Here is a 17172-nt window from a genome sequence, read left to right as displayed (position 1 = left end):
AAATAGAACAAGTTCTCTTTCGATGCCAGTGGTTCCGGAATCCGCGTCAGCTGCCCGCGCGCGACACCCCGACGGCTTCGCGCAGGAGTTCGGGCGCGCCGTCGATCGACCACACCGCCATCGCGACCGCGGCGATCGTCAGCGCCGGGCCGAGGATCGCCAGCTCGAACGCGCCGCCGGCGCGGATGGCAAGGAACCCGGGCATCCTGATCTCCCACCAGCGCTCACCCCGCCAGGGCACGAACGGCGCGAGGAACGGGATGCCCTCCTTGGTGACGGCGTCGCCGAGGCAGTGCGTCGCGCACCCGAGCGCCACCGCCACCCCGAGGCCCACCGAACCCACCTCGCCGGGGAACCAGTTCCACATGAGCACCGACAGCACCGCCGAGGTCGCGGTCACCACGAGCCACCCGTTGCGCTTGGCCCAGCCGTCCGCGAGCCCGCGCAGCGCCAGGCCGAGCGTGACGAACAGGACGGCGACGACCGCGACCCGGTCGAACCGGGCGACGAGCATGGACACCCCCGCCCCCAGCAGGGCCGCGAACAGGGCCGTGTGTGTCAGCGTGCGATGGCCACCCCGGCGGCTGCGGTCACGGCGGCCTTTGGTGAGCGTGTAGTAGCCGAGCGAGAGGTTGTCGATGCCGCGCGCCGCCACCTGACTGACCGGTCCGAAGGACCGCGCCACCGTCGACTGGGGGGTGTCGAGATCCGGCAGCAGGGCGGAGCCGGCACAGACCGCGGCGAACGCGAAGGTCTCCGCCGTGGAGGCGGGCCCGCCCCACTCCGGGGGCAGCACGTCGGCGACGAGGAGGCCGACCAGCGCCCCGGACACCGCGTGGGTAGGACCCATGACCATCGCTGCAGGCACCTTTCGATCGGAGAACGGACCGGTGCCAACGTAGCAATCACATCCGACACTTCAGTAACACAGGTGTTCGATCGCCCGGAGTACTCGCCGGAGCGCACGAAGGGCCACCCGCGGGAACGGGTGGCCCTGACGGATGTGCCGGCTCAGGCGAGCTGGGCCTGCCACATCCAGTGCGTCTGCTCGAGACCGGCGGTCTGGGCGATGAGCAGGTCCTGCGTGACCGGGTCCGCCTCGTCCGTCGCCGCGATGCGCTCACGCAGGCGGCCGATGACGGCCGACAGATTGTCGGTGATGGACGCGACGACCTGCTCGTCCTTGGTCCAGCCCGCGCCGAATCCCTTGGTGCCCGAGTCCTGGGCGACGGTCGTGGCCCGTCCGTCCGGGCTGACGCCGATCGCCGTGAGTCGCTCCGCCACCTCGTCGGTGTAGGTCCGGGCGGCTGTGACGATCTCGTCCAGGGCGAGGTGCAGGCTGCGGAACTGCGGGCCGACGACGTTCCAGTGCGCCTGCTTGGCGATCAGGCTCAGGTCGATCATGTCGACCAGGGTGCCCTGGAGGGCGTCCCCCGCGATCTTCTGCTGCTCCGGATTCAGCGTGCTGGTGATCGGTCCGGTCATGATCCGAGCTCCTATCCGTGTCGATGTGCCTCCCGGCGGCGACGGACGTCGCGCCGGCCGTGCTTCGGACATACTCCCCTGGTTCAACGCCCGAGGCGGTGACCCGGTTCCCTGTGGCCGCAGGCAACGAAGTGGACACGGGATTCCCTGTTTCCGGAGTGTCCGTGGCGGCCGTGCCCCCGTGGGCGGATGATGGAGGAAGAATCCACACCGAGGGAGGACAGAGAGATGCAGACGGTCGTCGTGTGGATACTGGCCACCCTCCTCTACTGGTGGGGCCTGCTCTGACGCGCGGTCAGGCCCGGCCCGACCGAACGCCCTCCTCGACCTTCTTTCCGAGGTCCGTGTCGACGTTCGACCAGTATTCGAAGATCCGGTCGTACAACGCCTCCGAGGTTCCGCCGAGGATGTGTCCGACGATGTTGCCCACAAGCCGCTCCCGGGCGGCGTCGTCGAGCACCTCGCGCACGAGCGTGCCGGCCTGACCGAAGTCGTCGTCCTCGGCATGCCGGACGTAGCCGGCCCGTACCGCCTCGGTGCCGAACTCCCACCGGCCTTCGTCGCCGGCCACCCGCGGGTCGGCGTGCGGGCCGCCGAAGCTGTTCGGCGCATAGACCGGGGTGCCCGGGTCGTTGAACGAGTACCGCATCGCGCCGTCCTGCGAGTACGAGTTCACCTCGTTCTTCGGCGCGTTGACCGGCAGCTGCGCGTGGTTCGCGCCGATGCGGTAGCGGTGCGCGTCGGCGTAGGAGAACACCCGGCCGAGCAGCATCTTGTCCGGCGACAGGCCGATGCCCGGCACGATGTTCGACGGCGCGAACGCGGCTTGCTCGATCTCGGCGAAGAAGTTGCGGGGGTTGCGATTCAACGTCCAGGTGCCGACCTCGATCAGCGGGTAGTCACGCTGGGACCACACCTTGGTCAGGTCGAACGGGTTGAAGCGATACCCCTCAGCTTCGGCCACGGGCATGATCTGCACCTTCAGCGTCCAGCTGGGGAACTCGCCCCGCTCGATCGCGTCGTGGAGGTCGGCGCGATGGTAGTCCGGGTCGGTACCGGCGAGCCGGTCGGCTTCGGCCTGGGTGAGGAATTCGATGCCCTGGTTCGTCTTGAAGTGGTACTTGACCCAGAACCGCTCACCTCCGGCGTTGACCCACTGGTAGGTATGGGAGCCGAAACCGTCCATGTGGCGCCAGGTTCGGGGGATGCCCCGGTCGCCCATCAGCCATGTCACCTGGTGCGCGCTCTCGGGACGCAGCGTCCAGAAGTCCCACTGCATGGTGTGGTCGCGCAGTCCCGAGCCGGGCAGCCGCTTCTGGGAGTGGATGAAGTCGGGGAACTTGATGGGGTCCTTGACGAAGAACACCGGGGTGTTGTTGCCGACGAGGTCGTAGTTGCCGTCCTCGGTGTAGAACTTCACCGCGAACCCGCGCGGGTCACGCCACGTGTCGGGGCTACCCTGCTCCCCGGCCACCGTCGAGAACCGCACGAGGGATTCGGTTCTCGCGCCGGGCTGGAACAGCTTCGCCGCGGTGTACGCGCTGACGTCGTTCGTGACGACGAGTTCGCCGAACGCGCCGCCGCCCTTGGCGTGCACGACACGCTCCGGGACCCGCTCCCGGTTGAACTGGGCGAGCTTCTCGATCAGGTAATGGTCGTGCAGCAGGATGGGGCCCTGCGTTCCGGCGGTGAGCGATTCGTTGTCGCTCGCGACGGGGATGCCGACGGCGGTCGTGGTGGGGCGGGGATTCGTCATGGTGGTCCTCCTGAGGAAGGGTGCACGTCACGCCACCGCGGGGTGCGGTGGCGAACGGAGGGAGAAGCGTTGCTTAACTATGATTCTCGACAGTCTGGGCACAAACCCCAGAACGTCACTTCCGCCTCGTCGACGGTGTATCCGTGATCGTCCGAGGGCTCGAGGCACGGGGCCGCTCCGACGGCGCAGTCGATATCGGTCACCGCACCGCAGTTGCGGCACACCAGGTGGTGGTGGTTGTCGCCGATCCTGGTCTCGTACCGGGCGGGCGAGCCGGCGGGTTCGATGCGGCGCAGGAGCCCGGCTCCGACGCACGCCTTGAGCACGTCGTAGACCGCCTGCGTGGAGACGGAACCGAGTTCGCTCCGCACCGCGGCCGCGATCTCGTCCGCATCGGAATGCGGGTGTGCGGCAACCGCGCCGAGCACCGCAACGCGCGGAGCGGTCACCCGCAGACCCGCGGCGCGCAGTTGCGCCCGGGCATCGACAGGCTCGTCCGTTCGGTGCATGACCCCAGTATGCCCCCAATCTGGAATTAGTCAAGAAAAGGACCGGATCGGTGCGCGCACTATCCTCCGATTCCACACAACGGACCCCTCGGTGCGGTCTACCCTGCTTCTCAGCCCACCGGAAGAGGTCCGCCATGCGCACCATCCCGATTTCTCGCGCCTCCGGGATCGCGATCGCGGCCGGCACCGCGCTCACGCTGCTGCTCGGCTGCTCCAGCGGCTCCGACTCGGAGCCCTACTCGTACGGGCCCACCGTCGACGTCGGCGACGGCACCGCGCGGACCTATGTCGAGACGGGCGACGACGGCACCCCCCGGGCGATCGGGCTGCGCTTCTCGGCGACGGCACTCGACGGGCTCGCCGACGTCCTCGAGGTGCACACGCTCGAGTTCCCGGCCGAGGCGGACGAGACCGCCTTCGACCACCTGACCCTGGACTGGAACCCGCACGGGCACGAACCGGTGGGATTGTTCGACCAGCCCCACTTCGACATCCACTTCTACATGATCCCCGCCGAGAAGGTCGACGAGATCGACCCGGCTGCACCGGGATACGCCGAGGCGGCGGCCAACATGCCCGAGCCTCGGTACATGCCTGCCGACTACGTTCCCGCCGGCCCGCCCGAGATGGCGCTCGTCCCGCAGATGGGGATGCACTGGGTCGACGGCACCCTGCCGATCGCACCCGGACAGTACGACTTCACCCAGATCCTCATCGAGGGATCCTGGGACGGCGAATGGACGTTCGTCGAACCGATGATGACCCGCGAATGGCTGCTCACCCGGCCCACCGTCGACGAACCGGTGAAGCAGCCGGAGGCCTATCAGCAGAGTGCGTACTACCCCACCACCTACTCGGTGAGCTTCGACGACCAGGAGCAGGAGTACGTCGTCGAACTCGGTGGCCTCACCATGCGAGAGGAGTCGTGAAAGTGGTGCGTCTTCGCACGTTCGCGGTGCTCGGAGTCGTCGGTGCGACGGCGACGACGACAGTGCTCGTCCTCGGCTCGGCGGCCGGCGCCCAGGGTTCCACGGCCCTCGACGGCCCGCCGCACCCGGTCGGCAACGGATCGGCCCACACGTACGTCACCGTCGGCCCCGACGGCGCTCCCACCGCGATCGGCGTCCGCCTCGACGCCGCCGCGCTCGACGGCCTCACGAGCGGTCTGCTGCCCACCACCGAGGCCTACGTCCTCGACGTGCCTGCCGGGGCGCCCGACACCGTCGTCGACCACGTCACGCTGGACTGGAACTCGCACGGCCACAATCCCGAGCACGGGTTCGACCAGCCGCACTTCGACGTGCATTTCTACCTCGTGGACACCGCGACGGTGGAATCGATCCACCCGTTCGTCCCCGGCTATCTCGAGCGGGCCGCGAAGCTGCCGGACCCGAAGTACCTGCCGGAAGGCTACGCACCGTCGGACCCCCAGCCGATTCTCGGCACCGTCGCCAAGATGGGACTGCACTGGCTCGACACCACCGAGCCGCACGGGCACTTCACGGAAACGGTCCTGCAGGGTTCGTGGGACGGCCGGCACATCTTCATCGAGCCGATGATGACCAGGGACTGGCTGGCCTCCCGGCCCGACCTGCACGAGGACCTGCGCCAGCCGAGCGCGTACCAGCAGTCCGGCTACTACCCCACCACCTACTCCGTGACGTGGGACGACACGGCCGGACAGTACGTCGTCGAGCTCGGCGGGCTCACGATGCGTGAGGCGTCGTGAGCCCGGCGCCGCCCGTCAGCGCACCGTCCGGGCCGGACCGATGCTCATCCGGCCCGAGGTGACGACGATGCCGTGGTGTGTCCCTGGCAGCAGCCACTGCCCGAGTGTCGGACCCTGCGCCTCGACACGGACCCGTGCGTACCGGAACCGTCCTCTCAGCCGCGCCGTAGCCCGGGCCTGACTGCCGTCCGGTTCGGGCTGGGCGAAGGCCAGCCCACCGACGATCGGCAGTTCGGGACCGCGCGGGGACGCGTCGGTGTCCACCTTCCACGTGTCGCCCGTGGCCGAGAACCGGCCGGTGACGTCGCCGTCGAACGAGGCGAGCACCTTGGGCAGGTGCCAGTGCTCGCGGCCGCCGTGCACGGATGCCTCGGAGTCCACGGCGATGAACGGCACGGCCATCGCCGGGACCAGGCCGGGGCGCAGGACGGGGCTGGCGAGCACCTCACGGTAGGGGCCGACGGGCGAGTCGAGATAGTCCACCACCATCGCGAGGGTGAACGGCAGGGTCCGGCCACCGGGGCCGAACTGCGCCGCCCCGGGCGCGCTGCGATGCCACCACAGGGCCGCGCGCGCCCGCGCCGACCAGGGTGGCGGGGCGGACGTCGGCCAGTCGGTGCGTTCGTCGGTGCTCTCAGGCACGCTCCACAACACGGGCGGCCTCCTCTCGTCGGACGGGATAAATCGGCAGGCGCAGCGCCCCGGGCGCGGAGTCCGGAACGCTGGGTCGCACCGGTCGCACGGCGGTGACCGGCACGTAACCGGAGCCGGGCGCCGGACGGGGATCGGCCTCGCCCTTGTTGGGCCACAACGCCATCGCCCGCTCGGCCTGCGCCGTGATGGTGAGCGACGGGTTCACACCCAGATTGGCACTGACGACCGATCCGTCCACGACGTGCAGACCGTCGTGACCGTAGACGCGCAGGTAGGGGTCCACGACACCGGACTCGGGCGAATCCCCGATCACGCATCCGCCGAGGAAGTGCGCGGTCATGGGGATGTCGACCAGGTCCGCGATCGATCCGCCCGCGTCGCCGTCGATCTTGTCGGCGACCCGCCGGATGGCCTCGTGCCCCACCGGGATCCACTCCGGCGGTGGCGCGCCGGGTCCGCGGCGGCTCGTGAGCCGGCGCCCGAGGATACCGCGCTTGCTCGCCAGTTCGAGGGAGTTGTCGTCGGTCTGCATGACCAGTGCGATCACGGTCCGCTCGGACCAGCGCCGCACCGACAGGGTGCGCAGGAACGCCGCGGGATTGCGGGCCGCCACGGCGAAGAACTTCGCCAACCGCGGTGTCCGGCCGCCGCCGTCGACCAGCAGGGCCTGCAGGAGGCCGATAGCGTTGCTGCCCTTGCCGTACCGCACCGGTTCGATGTGGGTGTGGTCGTCCGGGTGGAAGGAGGCGGTGATCGCGATACCCCGGGAGTAGTCCACGGTGCGGTCCTGTGCCGTCGCGGCGAGCACCGCTTCGGAATTGGTGCGCACCACTGTGCCCAGCCGCGGCGACAACCGCGGCAGGGCACCGGTCTCCCGCATCGCGAGCAGCAGCCGCGACGTGCCGTAGGTGCCCGCGGCGAGCACCACCTGGTCGGCGGTGTATACGTCGTGGCGCTTGCGGATCCGGTTCGTGCTGCGGGTGCGGACCTCGTATCCGCCCTCGGCGCGCGGACGGACAGCAGTGACGGTGGTGAGCGGATGGATCGTCGCACCGGCCTGCTCCGCGAGGTACAGGTAGTTCTTCACCAAGGTGTTCTTCGCGCCCACCCGGCAACCGGTCATGCAGCCGCCGCACTCGGTGCAGCCGGTCCGGGCCGGGCCGGCGCCACCGAAGAACGGGTCCGGGACCGTCTGCCCCGGTTCACCGAAGAACACCCCGACCGGCGTGGTGGTGAACGTCTCCCCCACCCCCATCTCCTCGGCCACCGAGCGCATCACTTCGTCCGCGGGGGTCGTCAGCGGATTCGGGCGCACGCCGAGCATCCGCGCGGCTTGCTCGTAGTACGGTCCGAGCTCGGCCTGCCAGTCGGTGATGTGCCCCCACTGCGGGTCCTGGAAGAAACGGGCGGGCGGGCGGTAGAGGGTGTTGGCGTAGTTGAGCGACCCGCCGCCGACGCCTGCGCCCGCCATGACCAGGACGTCGGGCAGCAGATGGATGCGCTGCACGCCGTAGCAGCCCAGCGCCGGCGCCCACAGGTACTTGCGCAGCCGCCAGCTGGTCTTCGGCAGTTCGTCGTCGGCGAAGCGCCGGCCCGCCTCGAGGACGCCGACGCGGTAACCCTTCTCGGTCGCGCGCAGCGCGGCGACACTGCCCCCGAAGCCGGAGCCGACGACCAGCACGTCGTAATGGGTCATGCCGCAATCCTTTCGGCCACGGGGCGGGCCAGGTAGTTCTCGGGATCGAATTGCCGGGTCCGGGCGCGGTACCGCCAGGTGAACGTCGGCCACATCACCGAGTTCCGGCCCTTGCGGTCGAGGTACCAGCTGTCGCAGCCGCCCGCGTTCCACACGGTGCCCGCGAGGGCGGGGTCGAGTTCGGCGTTGTAGGTGCGCTGCGCACCCGCAGTCACCTCGACGGTGCCTAGTTCCCGGGACCGCATGGTGCGCAGGGCATCCGCGATGTAAGTGGCTTGCGACTCGAGCATGTACACGATCGAGCTGTGCCCGAGGTTGGTGTTCGGCCCGTACATCAGGAAGAGGTTGGGGAAGCCGTGGACGGCGATGCCCAGGTAGGCACTGGGGCTGCCGTTCCAGGTCTCGGCGAGGGTACGGCCGTCGCTCCCCCGGATGTGCTGGGCCACCGGCGGTTCGGTGACGGTGAAGCCGGTCCCGAAGATGACGGCGTCGACCTCGTACTCGTTGCCGGCCTCGTCGACGACACCGTTCTCGGTGAGTGCCGTCAGCCCGGACGCCACGACGGTGACGTCGGGCCGGGTGATCGCCGGGAACCAGTCGTTGGACAGCAGGATCCGTTTGCACATGATCCGGAACTTCGGGGTGAGCTTCGTCCGCAGCTCCGGATCGGAGACCTGCTTGTCGAGCACCGACAGCGCCCGGCGTTCGAACAGCGGCACGAGCCACCGGCGCGCGAACGGACGTGTCATCCCGACGACGTACGTCTCCTTCTGCCCGTAGACAGCCCCGCGAACGACCTTCTGGGCGAGCGGGAAACGCCGGTAGAGAGCCCGCACCGGACGGGTGATGGTGTGGTCGTGCTTGGGCATGACCCACGAGGCGGTGCGCTGGAACAGCGTCAGGTGCCCGACGGTGCCGACGATGGCGGGGACGAACTGGATCGCGGAGGCACCGGTGCCGATCACGGCGACGCGCTTGCCGGTCAGGTCGTAGTCGTGGTCCCACTGCGCCGAGTGGAACATCTTGCCGCGGAACGATTCCAACCCCGGCACCTTCGGCAGGGTGGGGGTGGACAGTGCCCCGGTGGCCGAGACGAGCACGTCGGCGGTGAGGTCACCACGCGACGTCGCCACCATCCAGCGGGCGCTTTCGTCGTCCCACTGCGCGTCGCGCAGTGCGCACCCGAACATCGTCCGGTCGGTGACGCCCTGCTCCTTCGCGACCCGGCGCAGGTAGGCGTAGATCTCGTCCTGGGTGCCGTGGACCTTCGACCAGTCCGGTTCGGGCGCGAAGGAGAACGAGTACAGCGCGCTCGGCACGTCGCAGGCCGCACCCGGGTAGGTGTTCACCCGCCAGGTGCCGCCGACGTCGTCGCCTCGCTCGATCACGAGGACGTCGGCGCGTGGATTCTCGCGCAGGAGGGTGGCGGCCATGCCGATGCCCCCGAAGCCGGCCCCGACGACGAGCGTGTGTACGTGCGGCGGGAGGGTCTCGATGCTCACTTCATCACCAGTTCCTTCCAGACCGGGAGCAGCCGCTCCCGGATCTCACGATCGGATTCGGGGGTGCGCATCAGGGCGGCGACGGCAAGTCCGCGAGCGAGTTCGATGCTCAGGTCGATCTCGTCGGGTCCCATCCGGTCGCCCATGATCTCCAGGCAGCCGACCCGGAGCGCATCGGAGACCTTGCGCTCGAGGGGGATCACCGCCTCGTGCAGGGTGGGATCGGTCCGTGCGGCCACCCACAACTCGAGCGCGGCGTGGAACAGCGGCCCACAGAACGCGTCGGTGAGGACGTCGAGGCCGCGCTCGGGGTCCGGACTGGCCTCGAGAATCTCCGTCAGGCGCTTGTCGACGAGGTGTTCGACCGCGGCGACGACGAGTGATTCCTTGGTCGGGAAGTGATGCAGTTGCGCACCCCGGGACACCCCGGCCCGCTTGGCGATCACCTGGGTGGTGGTGCGTGCGTAGCCGAGTTCGACGAGCGAGTCGACGGCCGCGTCGAGGAGTTTCGCCCGGGTCACGGCGGTGCGCTCGGCCTGTGTGCGCCCGGTGCCCGTGGATGTGGTTCGAGTCACAAGAACGGACGGTAACAGGCAATCAACAAACAGTCCAGACTGCTTGCAAATATGCGACGGGCCGACGTCGTGCCAGATGGGAGGCCCGACCCCCGAAAAGCAATCGAAACTCAACCGTTGACTATTTCAATCATTATTGGTCTACTGTGATCTGCGCGACAAACGTCGCAGAAGGAGGACCGCCGTCTCCATGAGTGCCGTGTCGCTCGAACGCACCATCTACGAACCCGACCACGCCGCGTTCCGCGAAACCGCGCGACGCTTCGCCGAGCGCGAGGTCGCCCCCCACCTCGAGCAGTGGGCCGCGGCGGGCCGCGTCGACCGCGAGCTGTACCGGCAGGCCGGCAAGCTCGGCCTGCTCGGTGTCGCCGTGCCGGAACGGTTCGGCGGCGGGGGCATCGACGATTTCCGGTTCGGCGCCGTGCTCATCGAGGAACTCGCCCGCGTCGGCGCCCAGGCCGTCACCATGGGCTTGTCGGGATTCAACGACCTGGTCGCCCCGTACTTCACGGCCCTCGGCACCGAGGAGCAGAACCATCGCTGGCTCGCCCCCATGGTCGCCGGTGAGGCGATCGGCGCGATCGCGATGACCGAACCCGGCGCCGGCAGCGACCTCGCCGCCGTCGCCACCACCGCGATTCCCGACGGCGACCACTTCGTGCTGAACGGCAGCAAGATCTTCATCTCCAACGGCCTGCTCGCCGACACGATCATCGTCGTCGCGAAGACCGATCCCGCCGCCGGGAAGAACGGGGTGAGCCTGCTCGTCGTCGAGGACGGCATGCCCGGGTTCACGAAGAACGGCCCGCTCGACAAGGTGGGCCTGTCCGCGCAGGACACCGCCGAGCTGGTGTTCGACGACGTCCGCGTGCCCCGCGCCAACCTGCTCGGCGAGGAGAACCGGGGCTTCGGCTATCTGCGGCACAACCTGCCGCAGGAGCGGCTCAGCATCGCGGTGACCTCCATGGCCCTGATGACCCGCACGTTCGAGACGGCGCTGCGCTACGCCACCGACCGCACAGCGTTCGGGCAGCGCATCGCCGACTTCCAGGCCAACCGCTTCTACCTCGCCGAACTGGCCACCGAGATCGAGATCGCGCAGGTGTTCGTGGACCGCTGCATCCTCGACGCCGCACACGGCCGCCTCGACGAGGTGACCGCGGCGATGGCCAAGTGGTGGGTCACCGAGCTGCATCTGAAGGTCGTGCACCGGGCCGTGCAACTGCACGGCGGCTACGGCTTCATGAAGGAGTACGCCGTCGCCCGCGACTATCTGGACTCCCGGGCCGGGACGCTCTACGGCGGCACCACGGAAATCATGAAGGAGATCGTCGGTCGCAGGCTCACCCGGCCGTAGCCGCTCCGGTCCAGAAGATCCCGAACCCCCTAGGCATCGAGGAGATCCCGTGCTCAACCAAGGCACCGGTACGTGGCCGCACCGACGCGCCCGGCAGGCCCCCGACGCGGTCGCGCTCGCCTTCCGCGGCACCGGCATCACCTACCGCGAACTCGACGAGCGGGTCACCCGGCTCGCCCACGCCCTGCGCGCCCTGGGCGTCGGCCCCGGGGACCGCGTCGCGCTGCTGTCGGCGAACCACCCCGCCTATCTCGAGGTGCTGTTCGCCGCCGGTCTGCTCGGGGCGGTGTTCGTGCCACTCAACGCCCGGCTGACCACCCCCGAGGTGGAGTACTGCCTGGCCGACTCCGGCAGCACCGTCCTGGTCCATTCCGCTGCCCTCACGGACGTCGCCGAGGCCGCCGCGACCGCGGCCGGAACCACCCGGCGCGTGGTCCTCGACGGCGAGCCCGACGACCGGGCTGTCGGCTACGAGACGATCGTCGCGGCCGCCCCCACCGACCGCCTCGACGTCCCGGTCACACACGACGACCCGTGCTTCATCATGTACACCTCCGGCACGACGAGCCGGCCCAAGGGCGTCGTCCTCAGCCACGGGAACGTGGTGTTCGCGGTGATGAACCCGATCGTCGACCTCGACTTCCTCTCGGACGAGGTGGCTCTCGTCGCCGCACCCCTGTTCCACACCGCCGCATTGAACTTCGTCGCCCTGCCCACCCTGCTCAAGGGTGGCACCGTGCTCGTCGAGGAAGGTTTCGAGCCGGGCCGAATCCTGCACCTGATCGAAACCGAAAGAGTCACCTACTCGTTCGGGGTGCCCACGATGCTCGACGCGATGAGCGCCCACCCGAACTGGGACCGCACCGACCTGAGTTCGATTCGTCGCTGGATCGTCGCGGCCGCACCGGTTCCCCCGCGGACCCTCCAGACCTACACCGCCCGGGGCGTCCGCCTCTGCCAGGGGTACGGGCTGACCGAGACCGGGCCGGGCGCACTGATACTCACCCCCATGGACGCCGAACGCAAGATCGGCACCGCGGGCGCCCCGCACTTCTTCACCGACGTGCGCGTCGTCGATCCCGACGGCTCCGCGGTCACCGCCGGCGACCGTGGCGAGATCCAGATCTCCGGGCCGAATGTGATGCAGCGCTACTGGAACCGGCCCGACGCCACCGCGGACGCCTTCACCGGCGACGGCTGGTTCCGCTCCGGCGACGTGGGCGTTCCCGACGAGGACGGCTTCGTCACGATCGTCGACCGGCTCAAGGACATGATCATCTCGGGTGGCGAGAACATCTACCCCGCGGAAGTGGAGGCCGCCATCCTCGACCTGCCCGGCGTGATCGGCTGCGCCGTCTTCGGTGTGCCCGACGAGAAATGGGGTGAGGTCGGCCGGGCGGCGGTCACCCTCGCCGACGGCGTCACCCTCACCGAGGACGAGCTGTTCGCCTTCCTCGGCGAGCGTCTCGCCAAGTACAAGATCCCCAAGTCCCTCCTCGTTCTCGACGAGATCCCCCGCAACGCCACCGGAAAGGTCCGCAAGGACACGTTGCGCGAGCAGTACGCCCACTGACCCGACTGTCACTGCAGGAGCTCACATGACCGTCACCGCATCCGCGGACATCACTGCGGCCCAGAGGAAGAAGGAAGTTCGACGCGTCGTGCTGTCGAGCTATCTGGGCAGCACGATCGAGTTCTACGATTTTCTGCTCTACGCGACCGCGGCGGCGATCGTCTTCGCCCCCGTGTTCTTCTCGGATCTGTCCCCGCTCGCCGGAACCATCGCGTCGATGGGGACGTTCGCCGCGGGTTATCTGGCCCGCCCCTTCGGTGGCATCGTCTTCGGGCACTTCGGCGACCGGTACGGCCGCAAGTCGATGCTGCTGATCTCGATGACGGTCATGGGCGTGGCATCGTTCCTCATCGGCCTCGTCCCGCCCGCGTCGGCGATCGGATCGTGGGCCGCGATCATTCTCGTACTGCTGCGCGTGTGCCAGGGCATCGCCGTCGGCGGCGAGTGGGGTGGGGCGGCGCTCATGTCCCTCGAGCACGTCGGGGGACGGGGACGCGGTTTCGCCGCGGCGTTCACCAACGCCGGGGCACCCACCGGTTCGCTGCTCGGCACCCTCGCCCTGGCGCTGGTGGCGCTGCTGCCCGAGGACGACTTCCTGTCGTGGGGCTGGCGCATCCCGTTCCTGCTGTCCGCGGTGATGCTTGCCGTCGGCCTGTTCGTCCGGGCCCGGGTGTCCGAGAGCCCGCTGTTCCGGGAGGCGATGGCGCGGCAGGCCGAGGTCGATGCCGCCGCCGCGGACCGGCCCACCCCGCCGATTCTGAGCATCCTGCGCCGACCGCGGAATCTGCTGCTCGTCGCCCTGGGCTGCATGGCCAGCTTCGGGATCCAGACCATGTTCACCACGTTCGCCATGGTTACGCGTCCCATTCCGGGGTGACCCGATCGCAGGCGCTGATGGCGTTCGCCGTCTGCCAGTTCGTCGCGATCTTCACCCTGCTCGGATTCGCCCGCCTCTCCGACCGCGTCGGCCGGCGCCCGGTGATGCTCTTCGGCCTCGGCGCGTTCGTCGTGCTGATCGTGCCGATCCTGGTGCTGCTGTCGTCCGGCAACGTCGCGCTGGTGACGCTCGGGTTCGTGCTCGGTTTCGGCGTCTGCCAGTCCGCGACCTACGGTCCGATGGCGGCGTACATCGCCGAGCAGTTCGGCACCGCAGCCCGGTACACCGGCGCCTCGCTCGGCTACCAGGGCGCGACGTTGCTCGGCGCGGGCTTCACCCCGGTGATCCTCGCGTCGCTGCAGGCGGCCGCCGGCGGCGGCACCGGACTCGTCGCGGCGTTCATGATCGGCCTGGCAGTGCTGAGCGCGGTGTTCATCCTCCTGGCGAAGGAGAGCAAGGACCGCGATCTGAGCACCTACGAGCACTGATCCACGAAACTCCGAGGGCGCGCAGGGCATCCCTGCGCGCCCTCGGACTTTCCGCCCCCGGTCGGCGTCGCGTCGGCCGGTGCTCCGGATACGCCCGCGCCGAAGTCTCCACCGCCTCGGCGATCTGCTCGAACGCCGTCTCGAGTGGCCGGATATTCGGGTGCGTACCGCCGATTCGGTGACCACAATGGGACGGCATCGACGGACGAAGGAGACGCAATGGTGCAGCCACGGTCCCGGGAGTTCGCGCAGGTCGACGTGTTCGCCGCCGAACCGTACCGGGGGAACCCAGTCGCGGTGGTTCTCGACGGCGCCGGCATCCCGGACGAGGTGATGGCGCAGTTCGCGGCGTGGACGAACCTGTCCGAGACCACGTTCGTCCTTCCCCCGACGACCGCCGGGGCCGACTACCGGCTACGCATCTTCACCCCGGCCGCGGAGATCCCGTTCGCCGGTCACCCCACCCTCGGCTCGGCGCACGCGTGGCTCGAGGCCGGCGGGGTGCCGAACAGCCCGGGTCTGCTCGTTCAGGAGTGTGGAGCCGGACTCGTCGCGTTGCGCCGCGGCGACGAGTCCCTGGCGTTCCGGGCTCCCGAACCGGTCCGTCGCGGCGACCTCGACGACGAACACCTGTCCCGGATCGCCCGGGGGCTCGGGATCGACCGTGCGCGAATCGTGGCACACAACTGGGTCGACAACGGACCCGGCTGGGCCGCGGTCCTGCTCGGGTCCGCGCAGGAGGTGCTCGACCTCGAACCCGATGACCAGCTCATGCGCGACCTCGTCCTCGGCGTCGTCGGTCCCTACCCGCCGGGATCACCGCACCAGTTCGAGGTGCGCGCCTTCGCGGCACCCGTAGGCATCCGGGAGGATCCGGTGACGGGAAGCCTCAACGCGGGCCTGGCCCAGTGGCTGATCGGTGCCGGCCTCGCGCCGGCCGACTACCGGGCGCGTCAGGGCACTCGCGTCGGCCGCCACGGCATCCTGACCGTGCATTCGTCGGGCGACGAGGTGTGGATCGGAGGATCCAGCACGACCTGTATCCGAGGCACCGTGCACCTGTAGGCACCGATCGCGGGCGGGTCCGCCTGCGACTACGCCGACAGCGCCCGGGCCAGATCGTCGGGGACCGGCATCGGCGTGGTCAGTCCGGCCGCGACCCGTCCGGTGTTGCCTTCGGGGTACCGGCCGGTCATCGAACCGGGGGCAGCGACGAGGATCCGCACGACCTGCCCGAGAGCCTCGCGGCGGTCACGGCAGCGCAGGGCCAGGGCGAGCATCGCGGCGTGGTTGCAGGTGTGCAGCCACAGGTCCGGCTGCGAGAGGATGTGTGCGCGTTCGAGATGGCGCCACCGCTGTTGCGCGTCGCGGGCGGTTCTCGACGCCGTCATCTCCTGTCGGTAGAGAGCTCGGGCAGTGGCACCGATACGAGGCATCATCGATCCTTCGGGTCGGGGGCGGTTCGGCAGCAATCGCATTCGGATCCGCAGCAGCATTCCGGCGCGTCATCGGTCACCACTGCGGGTACGGGACAGCAGGTTCGGCCTCTCCAGGCCTCGAGTCCTTCCCGCACCGCGAAGACCGCAATGACGAGTGCCGCGACCGGATCGGCCCACGACAGACCGAATGCGCTGTTGAGTACCAGCCCGATCAGCAGCACGGCCGAGAGGTACGTGCACAGCAGCGTCTGCTTCGAATCGGCCACGGCGGAGGCAGATCCGAGTTCGCGCCCGGTACGCCGCTGAGCCCAGGACAACACGGGCATGATCACCAGGCTCGCCGCGGCCAGCGCGATCCCGACCGGCGAGTGCCGGGCTTCGCCGATCCCGAGCAGCGATCGGATCGAGTCGACGCCGACATACAGGGCGAGCCCGAAGAACGAGAACGCGATGATCCGCAGCGTGGCCTTCTCGCGGGCTTCCGGATCTCGGCCGGCGAACTGCCAGGCCACCGCGGCGGCGGAGGACACCTCGATCAGCGAATCGAGCCCGAACCCGATCAGCGCCGTCGACGACGCCCGCGCGCCCTCGGTCAACGCGACGCTCGCTTCGACGATGTTGTACGCGATCGTCGCGGCCACCAGCAGCCGGATCCGCTTCGTGAGCACGGACCTGCGTTTCGTGGGCACCGCCCGGGACGGCGTCGACGACGCGGCGGGCCGTCGCGCGGACATCAGCAGCAGTCCTCGGCTGCGGCGGTGGGGCAGCACGAGGGGTCCACGGCCAGGACCAGGCCGAGCAGGTCGTCGAGCGCGTGCCCGATCCGGCGATCGGCGAGTTCGTAACGACTGCGCCGGCCTTCGGGCACCGCGACGACCAGACCACACCCACGCAGGCACGCCAGGTGATTCGAGAGGATCTGCCGGCTGACGCCGATCGATTCGGCGAGTTCCGAGGGATACCCCGGACCACGCCGCAGGGTCAGCAGAATCCGCGTCCGGGTCGGATCCGAGAGGGCATGACCGAACCGGGACAGCGCCTCGTGATGCTCCACCGCCTCCACGAGCTCGAATGTACATCGAATTCTGTATTCAGAAAAGGGTGTATCGGGGGCGGCCGCGAAGCGCGGTGCCGGACGTCGCACCGCCACTAGACTCGGCGGCCACATGCCGACCGCAGTCGAGGACGGGTGATGGACACTCTCGCGCGTTACGTCGAACTGTTCGTGCCGATGCTCTGGCTCGGAATGGTGCTCGCGATCTCCTTCCTGGAAGCGCCCTTGAAGTTCCGGGCACCGGGGATCACGGTCCCGCTCGGGCTCGGCATCGGCCGCCTGGTGTTCCGGGCCCTGAACACGGTCGAGGTCGTTCTCGCCGTCGTGCTGATCGTCGCGTGCCTGATCCTCTCGCCGGGCACTGCGGGCTGGGTGCTGCTGCTGGTGACCGTGACCGTGCTGGTGGTGCAGGTGGCGGTGATCCGGCCGCCGCTGACGCGCCGCTCGAACCGCGTCCTCGCCGGCGAGGACGCACCCC

17 protein-coding genes and 1 pseudogene are annotated in these 17172 nt (G+C 69.3%); 7 read left to right on the top strand and 11 right to left on the bottom strand.

Annotation, left to right across the window (positions count from 1 at the left end):
- Positions 1–46 precede the first annotated feature (46 nt).
- The 4 genes from QYS60_RS17060 to QYS60_RS17045 form a co-directional block, all read right to left on the bottom strand.
- Positions 47–856, bottom strand: a complete 810-nt coding sequence (locus QYS60_RS17060; protein WP_003935288.1) for a metal-dependent hydrolase — start codon at positions 854–856, stop codon at positions 47–49.
- Positions 857–1011: 155 nt separating this feature from the next.
- Positions 1012–1485, bottom strand: a complete 474-nt coding sequence (locus tag QYS60_RS17055) for a Dps family protein (RefSeq protein WP_003935289.1) — start codon at positions 1483–1485, stop codon at positions 1012–1014.
- Between the two features lie 295 nt (positions 1486–1780).
- The gene (locus tag QYS60_RS17050; RefSeq protein ID WP_371383729.1) at positions 1781–3241 is read right to left on the bottom strand and encodes a catalase; all 1461 of its coding nucleotides are present in this window, start codon (positions 3239–3241) and stop codon (positions 1781–1783) included.
- 77 nt (positions 3242–3318) lie between these two features.
- A complete protein-coding gene (locus tag QYS60_RS17045) occupies positions 3319–3750 on the bottom strand; it encodes a Fur family transcriptional regulator (protein ID WP_059175023.1) in 432 nt (143 codons plus the stop codon).
- A 134-nt stretch (positions 3751–3884) separates the two neighbouring features.
- Between QYS60_RS17045 and QYS60_RS17040 the strand changes: the two genes are divergently transcribed.
- Together QYS60_RS17040 and QYS60_RS17035 are read left to right on the top strand one after the other, a co-directional pair.
- Entirely contained in the window at positions 3885–4679 is a 795-nt protein-coding gene (locus QYS60_RS17040; protein WP_124258499.1) for a DUF5602 domain-containing protein, read from the top strand.
- Between the two features lie 2 nt (positions 4680–4681).
- The gene (locus QYS60_RS17035; protein WP_003935293.1) at positions 4682–5479 is read left to right on the top strand and encodes a DUF5602 domain-containing protein; all 798 of its coding nucleotides are present in this window, start codon (positions 4682–4684) and stop codon (positions 5477–5479) included.
- A gap of 15 nt (positions 5480–5494) precedes the next feature.
- Here the strand turns inward: QYS60_RS17035 and QYS60_RS17030 are convergent, their stop codons facing one another.
- The 4 genes from QYS60_RS17030 to QYS60_RS17015 are packed head-to-tail and all read right to left on the bottom strand — an operon-like array spanning position 5495 to position 9906.
- Positions 5495–6121, bottom strand: a complete 627-nt coding sequence (locus QYS60_RS17030) for an acetoacetate decarboxylase family protein (protein WP_371383728.1) — start codon at positions 6119–6121, stop codon at positions 5495–5497.
- Positions 6114–7829 carry an FAD-dependent oxidoreductase gene (locus tag QYS60_RS17025; protein WP_371383727.1) on the bottom strand — a complete coding sequence of 572 codons (1716 nt, stop codon included), beginning with the start codon at positions 7827–7829 and terminating at the stop codon, positions 6114–6116. Before QYS60_RS17025 ends, QYS60_RS17030 begins: the two co-directional genes overlap by 8 nt.
- Positions 7826–9331: an NAD(P)/FAD-dependent oxidoreductase gene (locus QYS60_RS17020; protein ID WP_203011382.1), complete on the bottom strand. Its 1506-nt coding sequence runs from the start codon at positions 9329–9331 to the stop codon at positions 7826–7828. The genes QYS60_RS17025 and QYS60_RS17020 overlap by 4 nt, the downstream gene beginning before the upstream one ends.
- Complete coding sequence (locus tag QYS60_RS17015) at positions 9328–9906, bottom strand: TetR/AcrR family transcriptional regulator (RefSeq protein WP_003935297.1); 579 nt, start codon at positions 9904–9906, stop codon at positions 9328–9330. The genes QYS60_RS17020 and QYS60_RS17015 overlap by 4 nt, the downstream gene beginning before the upstream one ends.
- 190 nt (positions 9907–10096) lie before the next feature.
- Here QYS60_RS17015 and QYS60_RS17010 point away from each other — a divergent pair, with 190 nt between their 5' ends.
- The 4 genes and pseudogenes from QYS60_RS17010 to QYS60_RS16995 all read left to right on the top strand — a co-directional run bounded on the left by QYS60_RS17010 (position 10097) and on the right by QYS60_RS16995 (position 15266).
- A complete protein-coding gene (locus QYS60_RS17010) occupies positions 10097–11263 on the top strand; it encodes an acyl-CoA dehydrogenase family protein (RefSeq protein WP_371383726.1) in 1167 nt (388 codons plus the stop codon).
- A 49-nt stretch (positions 11264–11312) separates the two neighbouring features.
- Complete coding sequence (locus QYS60_RS17005) at positions 11313–12836, top strand: long-chain fatty acid--CoA ligase (RefSeq protein ID WP_371383725.1); 1524 nt, start codon at positions 11313–11315, stop codon at positions 12834–12836.
- Between the two features lie 25 nt (positions 12837–12861).
- A pseudogene (locus QYS60_RS17000) lies at positions 12862–14201 on the top strand (MFS transporter).
- 219 nt (positions 14202–14420) lie between these two features.
- The gene (locus QYS60_RS16995) at positions 14421–15266 is read left to right on the top strand and encodes a PhzF family phenazine biosynthesis protein (protein ID WP_371383724.1); all 846 of its coding nucleotides are present in this window, start codon (positions 14421–14423) and stop codon (positions 15264–15266) included.
- Positions 15267–15295: 29 nt separating this feature from the next.
- Here the strand turns inward: QYS60_RS16995 and QYS60_RS16990 are convergent, their stop codons facing one another.
- From QYS60_RS16990 to QYS60_RS16980, 3 genes are read right to left on the bottom strand one after another with little or no spacing between them, the layout of a single operon-like run.
- On the bottom strand, positions 15296–15637 hold the full coding sequence (locus tag QYS60_RS16990; RefSeq protein WP_371383746.1) for a DUF3703 domain-containing protein: 342 nt from the start codon (positions 15635–15637) through the stop codon (positions 15296–15298).
- Positions 15637–16374, bottom strand: a complete 738-nt coding sequence (locus tag QYS60_RS16985; RefSeq protein ID WP_371383723.1) for a cation diffusion facilitator family transporter — start codon at positions 16372–16374, stop codon at positions 15637–15639. The genes QYS60_RS16990 and QYS60_RS16985 overlap by 1 nt, the downstream gene beginning before the upstream one ends.
- The gene (locus QYS60_RS16980; protein ID WP_003935304.1) at positions 16374–16703 is read right to left on the bottom strand and encodes a helix-turn-helix transcriptional regulator; all 330 of its coding nucleotides are present in this window, start codon (positions 16701–16703) and stop codon (positions 16374–16376) included. Before QYS60_RS16980 ends, QYS60_RS16985 begins: the two co-directional genes overlap by 1 nt.
- Before the next feature lie 129 nt (positions 16704–16832).
- On the opposite strand from QYS60_RS16980, the gene QYS60_RS16975 reads away from it, so the two are divergent.
- A partial coding sequence (locus QYS60_RS16975; RefSeq protein WP_371383722.1) for a hypothetical protein occupies positions 16833–17172 on the top strand: 340 nt, incomplete at its 3' end.

The sequence above is a fragment of the Rhodococcus sp. GXMU-t2271 genome, from assembly GCF_041414735.1.
In the GTDB taxonomy this organism is placed as follows: domain Bacteria; phylum Actinomycetota; class Actinomycetes; order Mycobacteriales; family Mycobacteriaceae; genus Rhodococcus; species Rhodococcus indonesiensis.
This window is presented reverse-complemented; position numbering and strand designations above follow the sequence as displayed.

Excerpts from the sequence above, each read along its gene's own strand:
- QYS60_RS17060 (WP_003935288.1), bottom strand. The coding sequence starts at position 856 with ATGGTCATGGGTCCTACCCACGCGGTGTCCGGGGCGCTGGTCGGCCTC.
- QYS60_RS17055 (WP_003935289.1), bottom strand. The coding sequence starts at position 1,485 with ATGACCGGACCGATCACCAGCACGCTGAATCCGGAGCAGCAGAAGATC.
- QYS60_RS17050 (WP_371383729.1), bottom strand. The coding sequence starts at position 3,241 with ATGACGAATCCCCGCCCCACCACGACCGCCGTCGGCATCCCCGTCGCG.
- QYS60_RS17045 (WP_059175023.1), bottom strand. The coding sequence starts at position 3,750 with ATGCACCGAACGGACGAGCCTGTCGATGCCCGGGCGCAACTGCGCGCC.
- QYS60_RS17040 (WP_124258499.1), top strand. The coding sequence starts at position 3,885 with ATGCGCACCATCCCGATTTCTCGCGCCTCCGGGATCGCGATCGCGGCC.
- QYS60_RS17025 (WP_371383727.1), bottom strand. The coding sequence starts at position 7,829 with ATGACCCATTACGACGTGCTGGTCGTCGGCTCCGGCTTCGGGGGCAGT.
- QYS60_RS17010 (WP_371383726.1), top strand. The coding sequence starts at position 10,097 with ATGAGTGCCGTGTCGCTCGAACGCACCATCTACGAACCCGACCACGCC.
- QYS60_RS16995 (WP_371383724.1), top strand. The coding sequence starts at position 14,421 with ATGGTGCAGCCACGGTCCCGGGAGTTCGCGCAGGTCGACGTGTTCGCC.
- QYS60_RS16990 (WP_371383746.1), bottom strand. The coding sequence starts at position 15,637 with ATGCCTCGTATCGGTGCCACTGCCCGAGCTCTCTACCGACAGGAGATG.
- QYS60_RS16985 (WP_371383723.1), bottom strand. The coding sequence starts at position 16,374 with ATGTCCGCGCGACGGCCCGCCGCGTCGTCGACGCCGTCCCGGGCGGTG.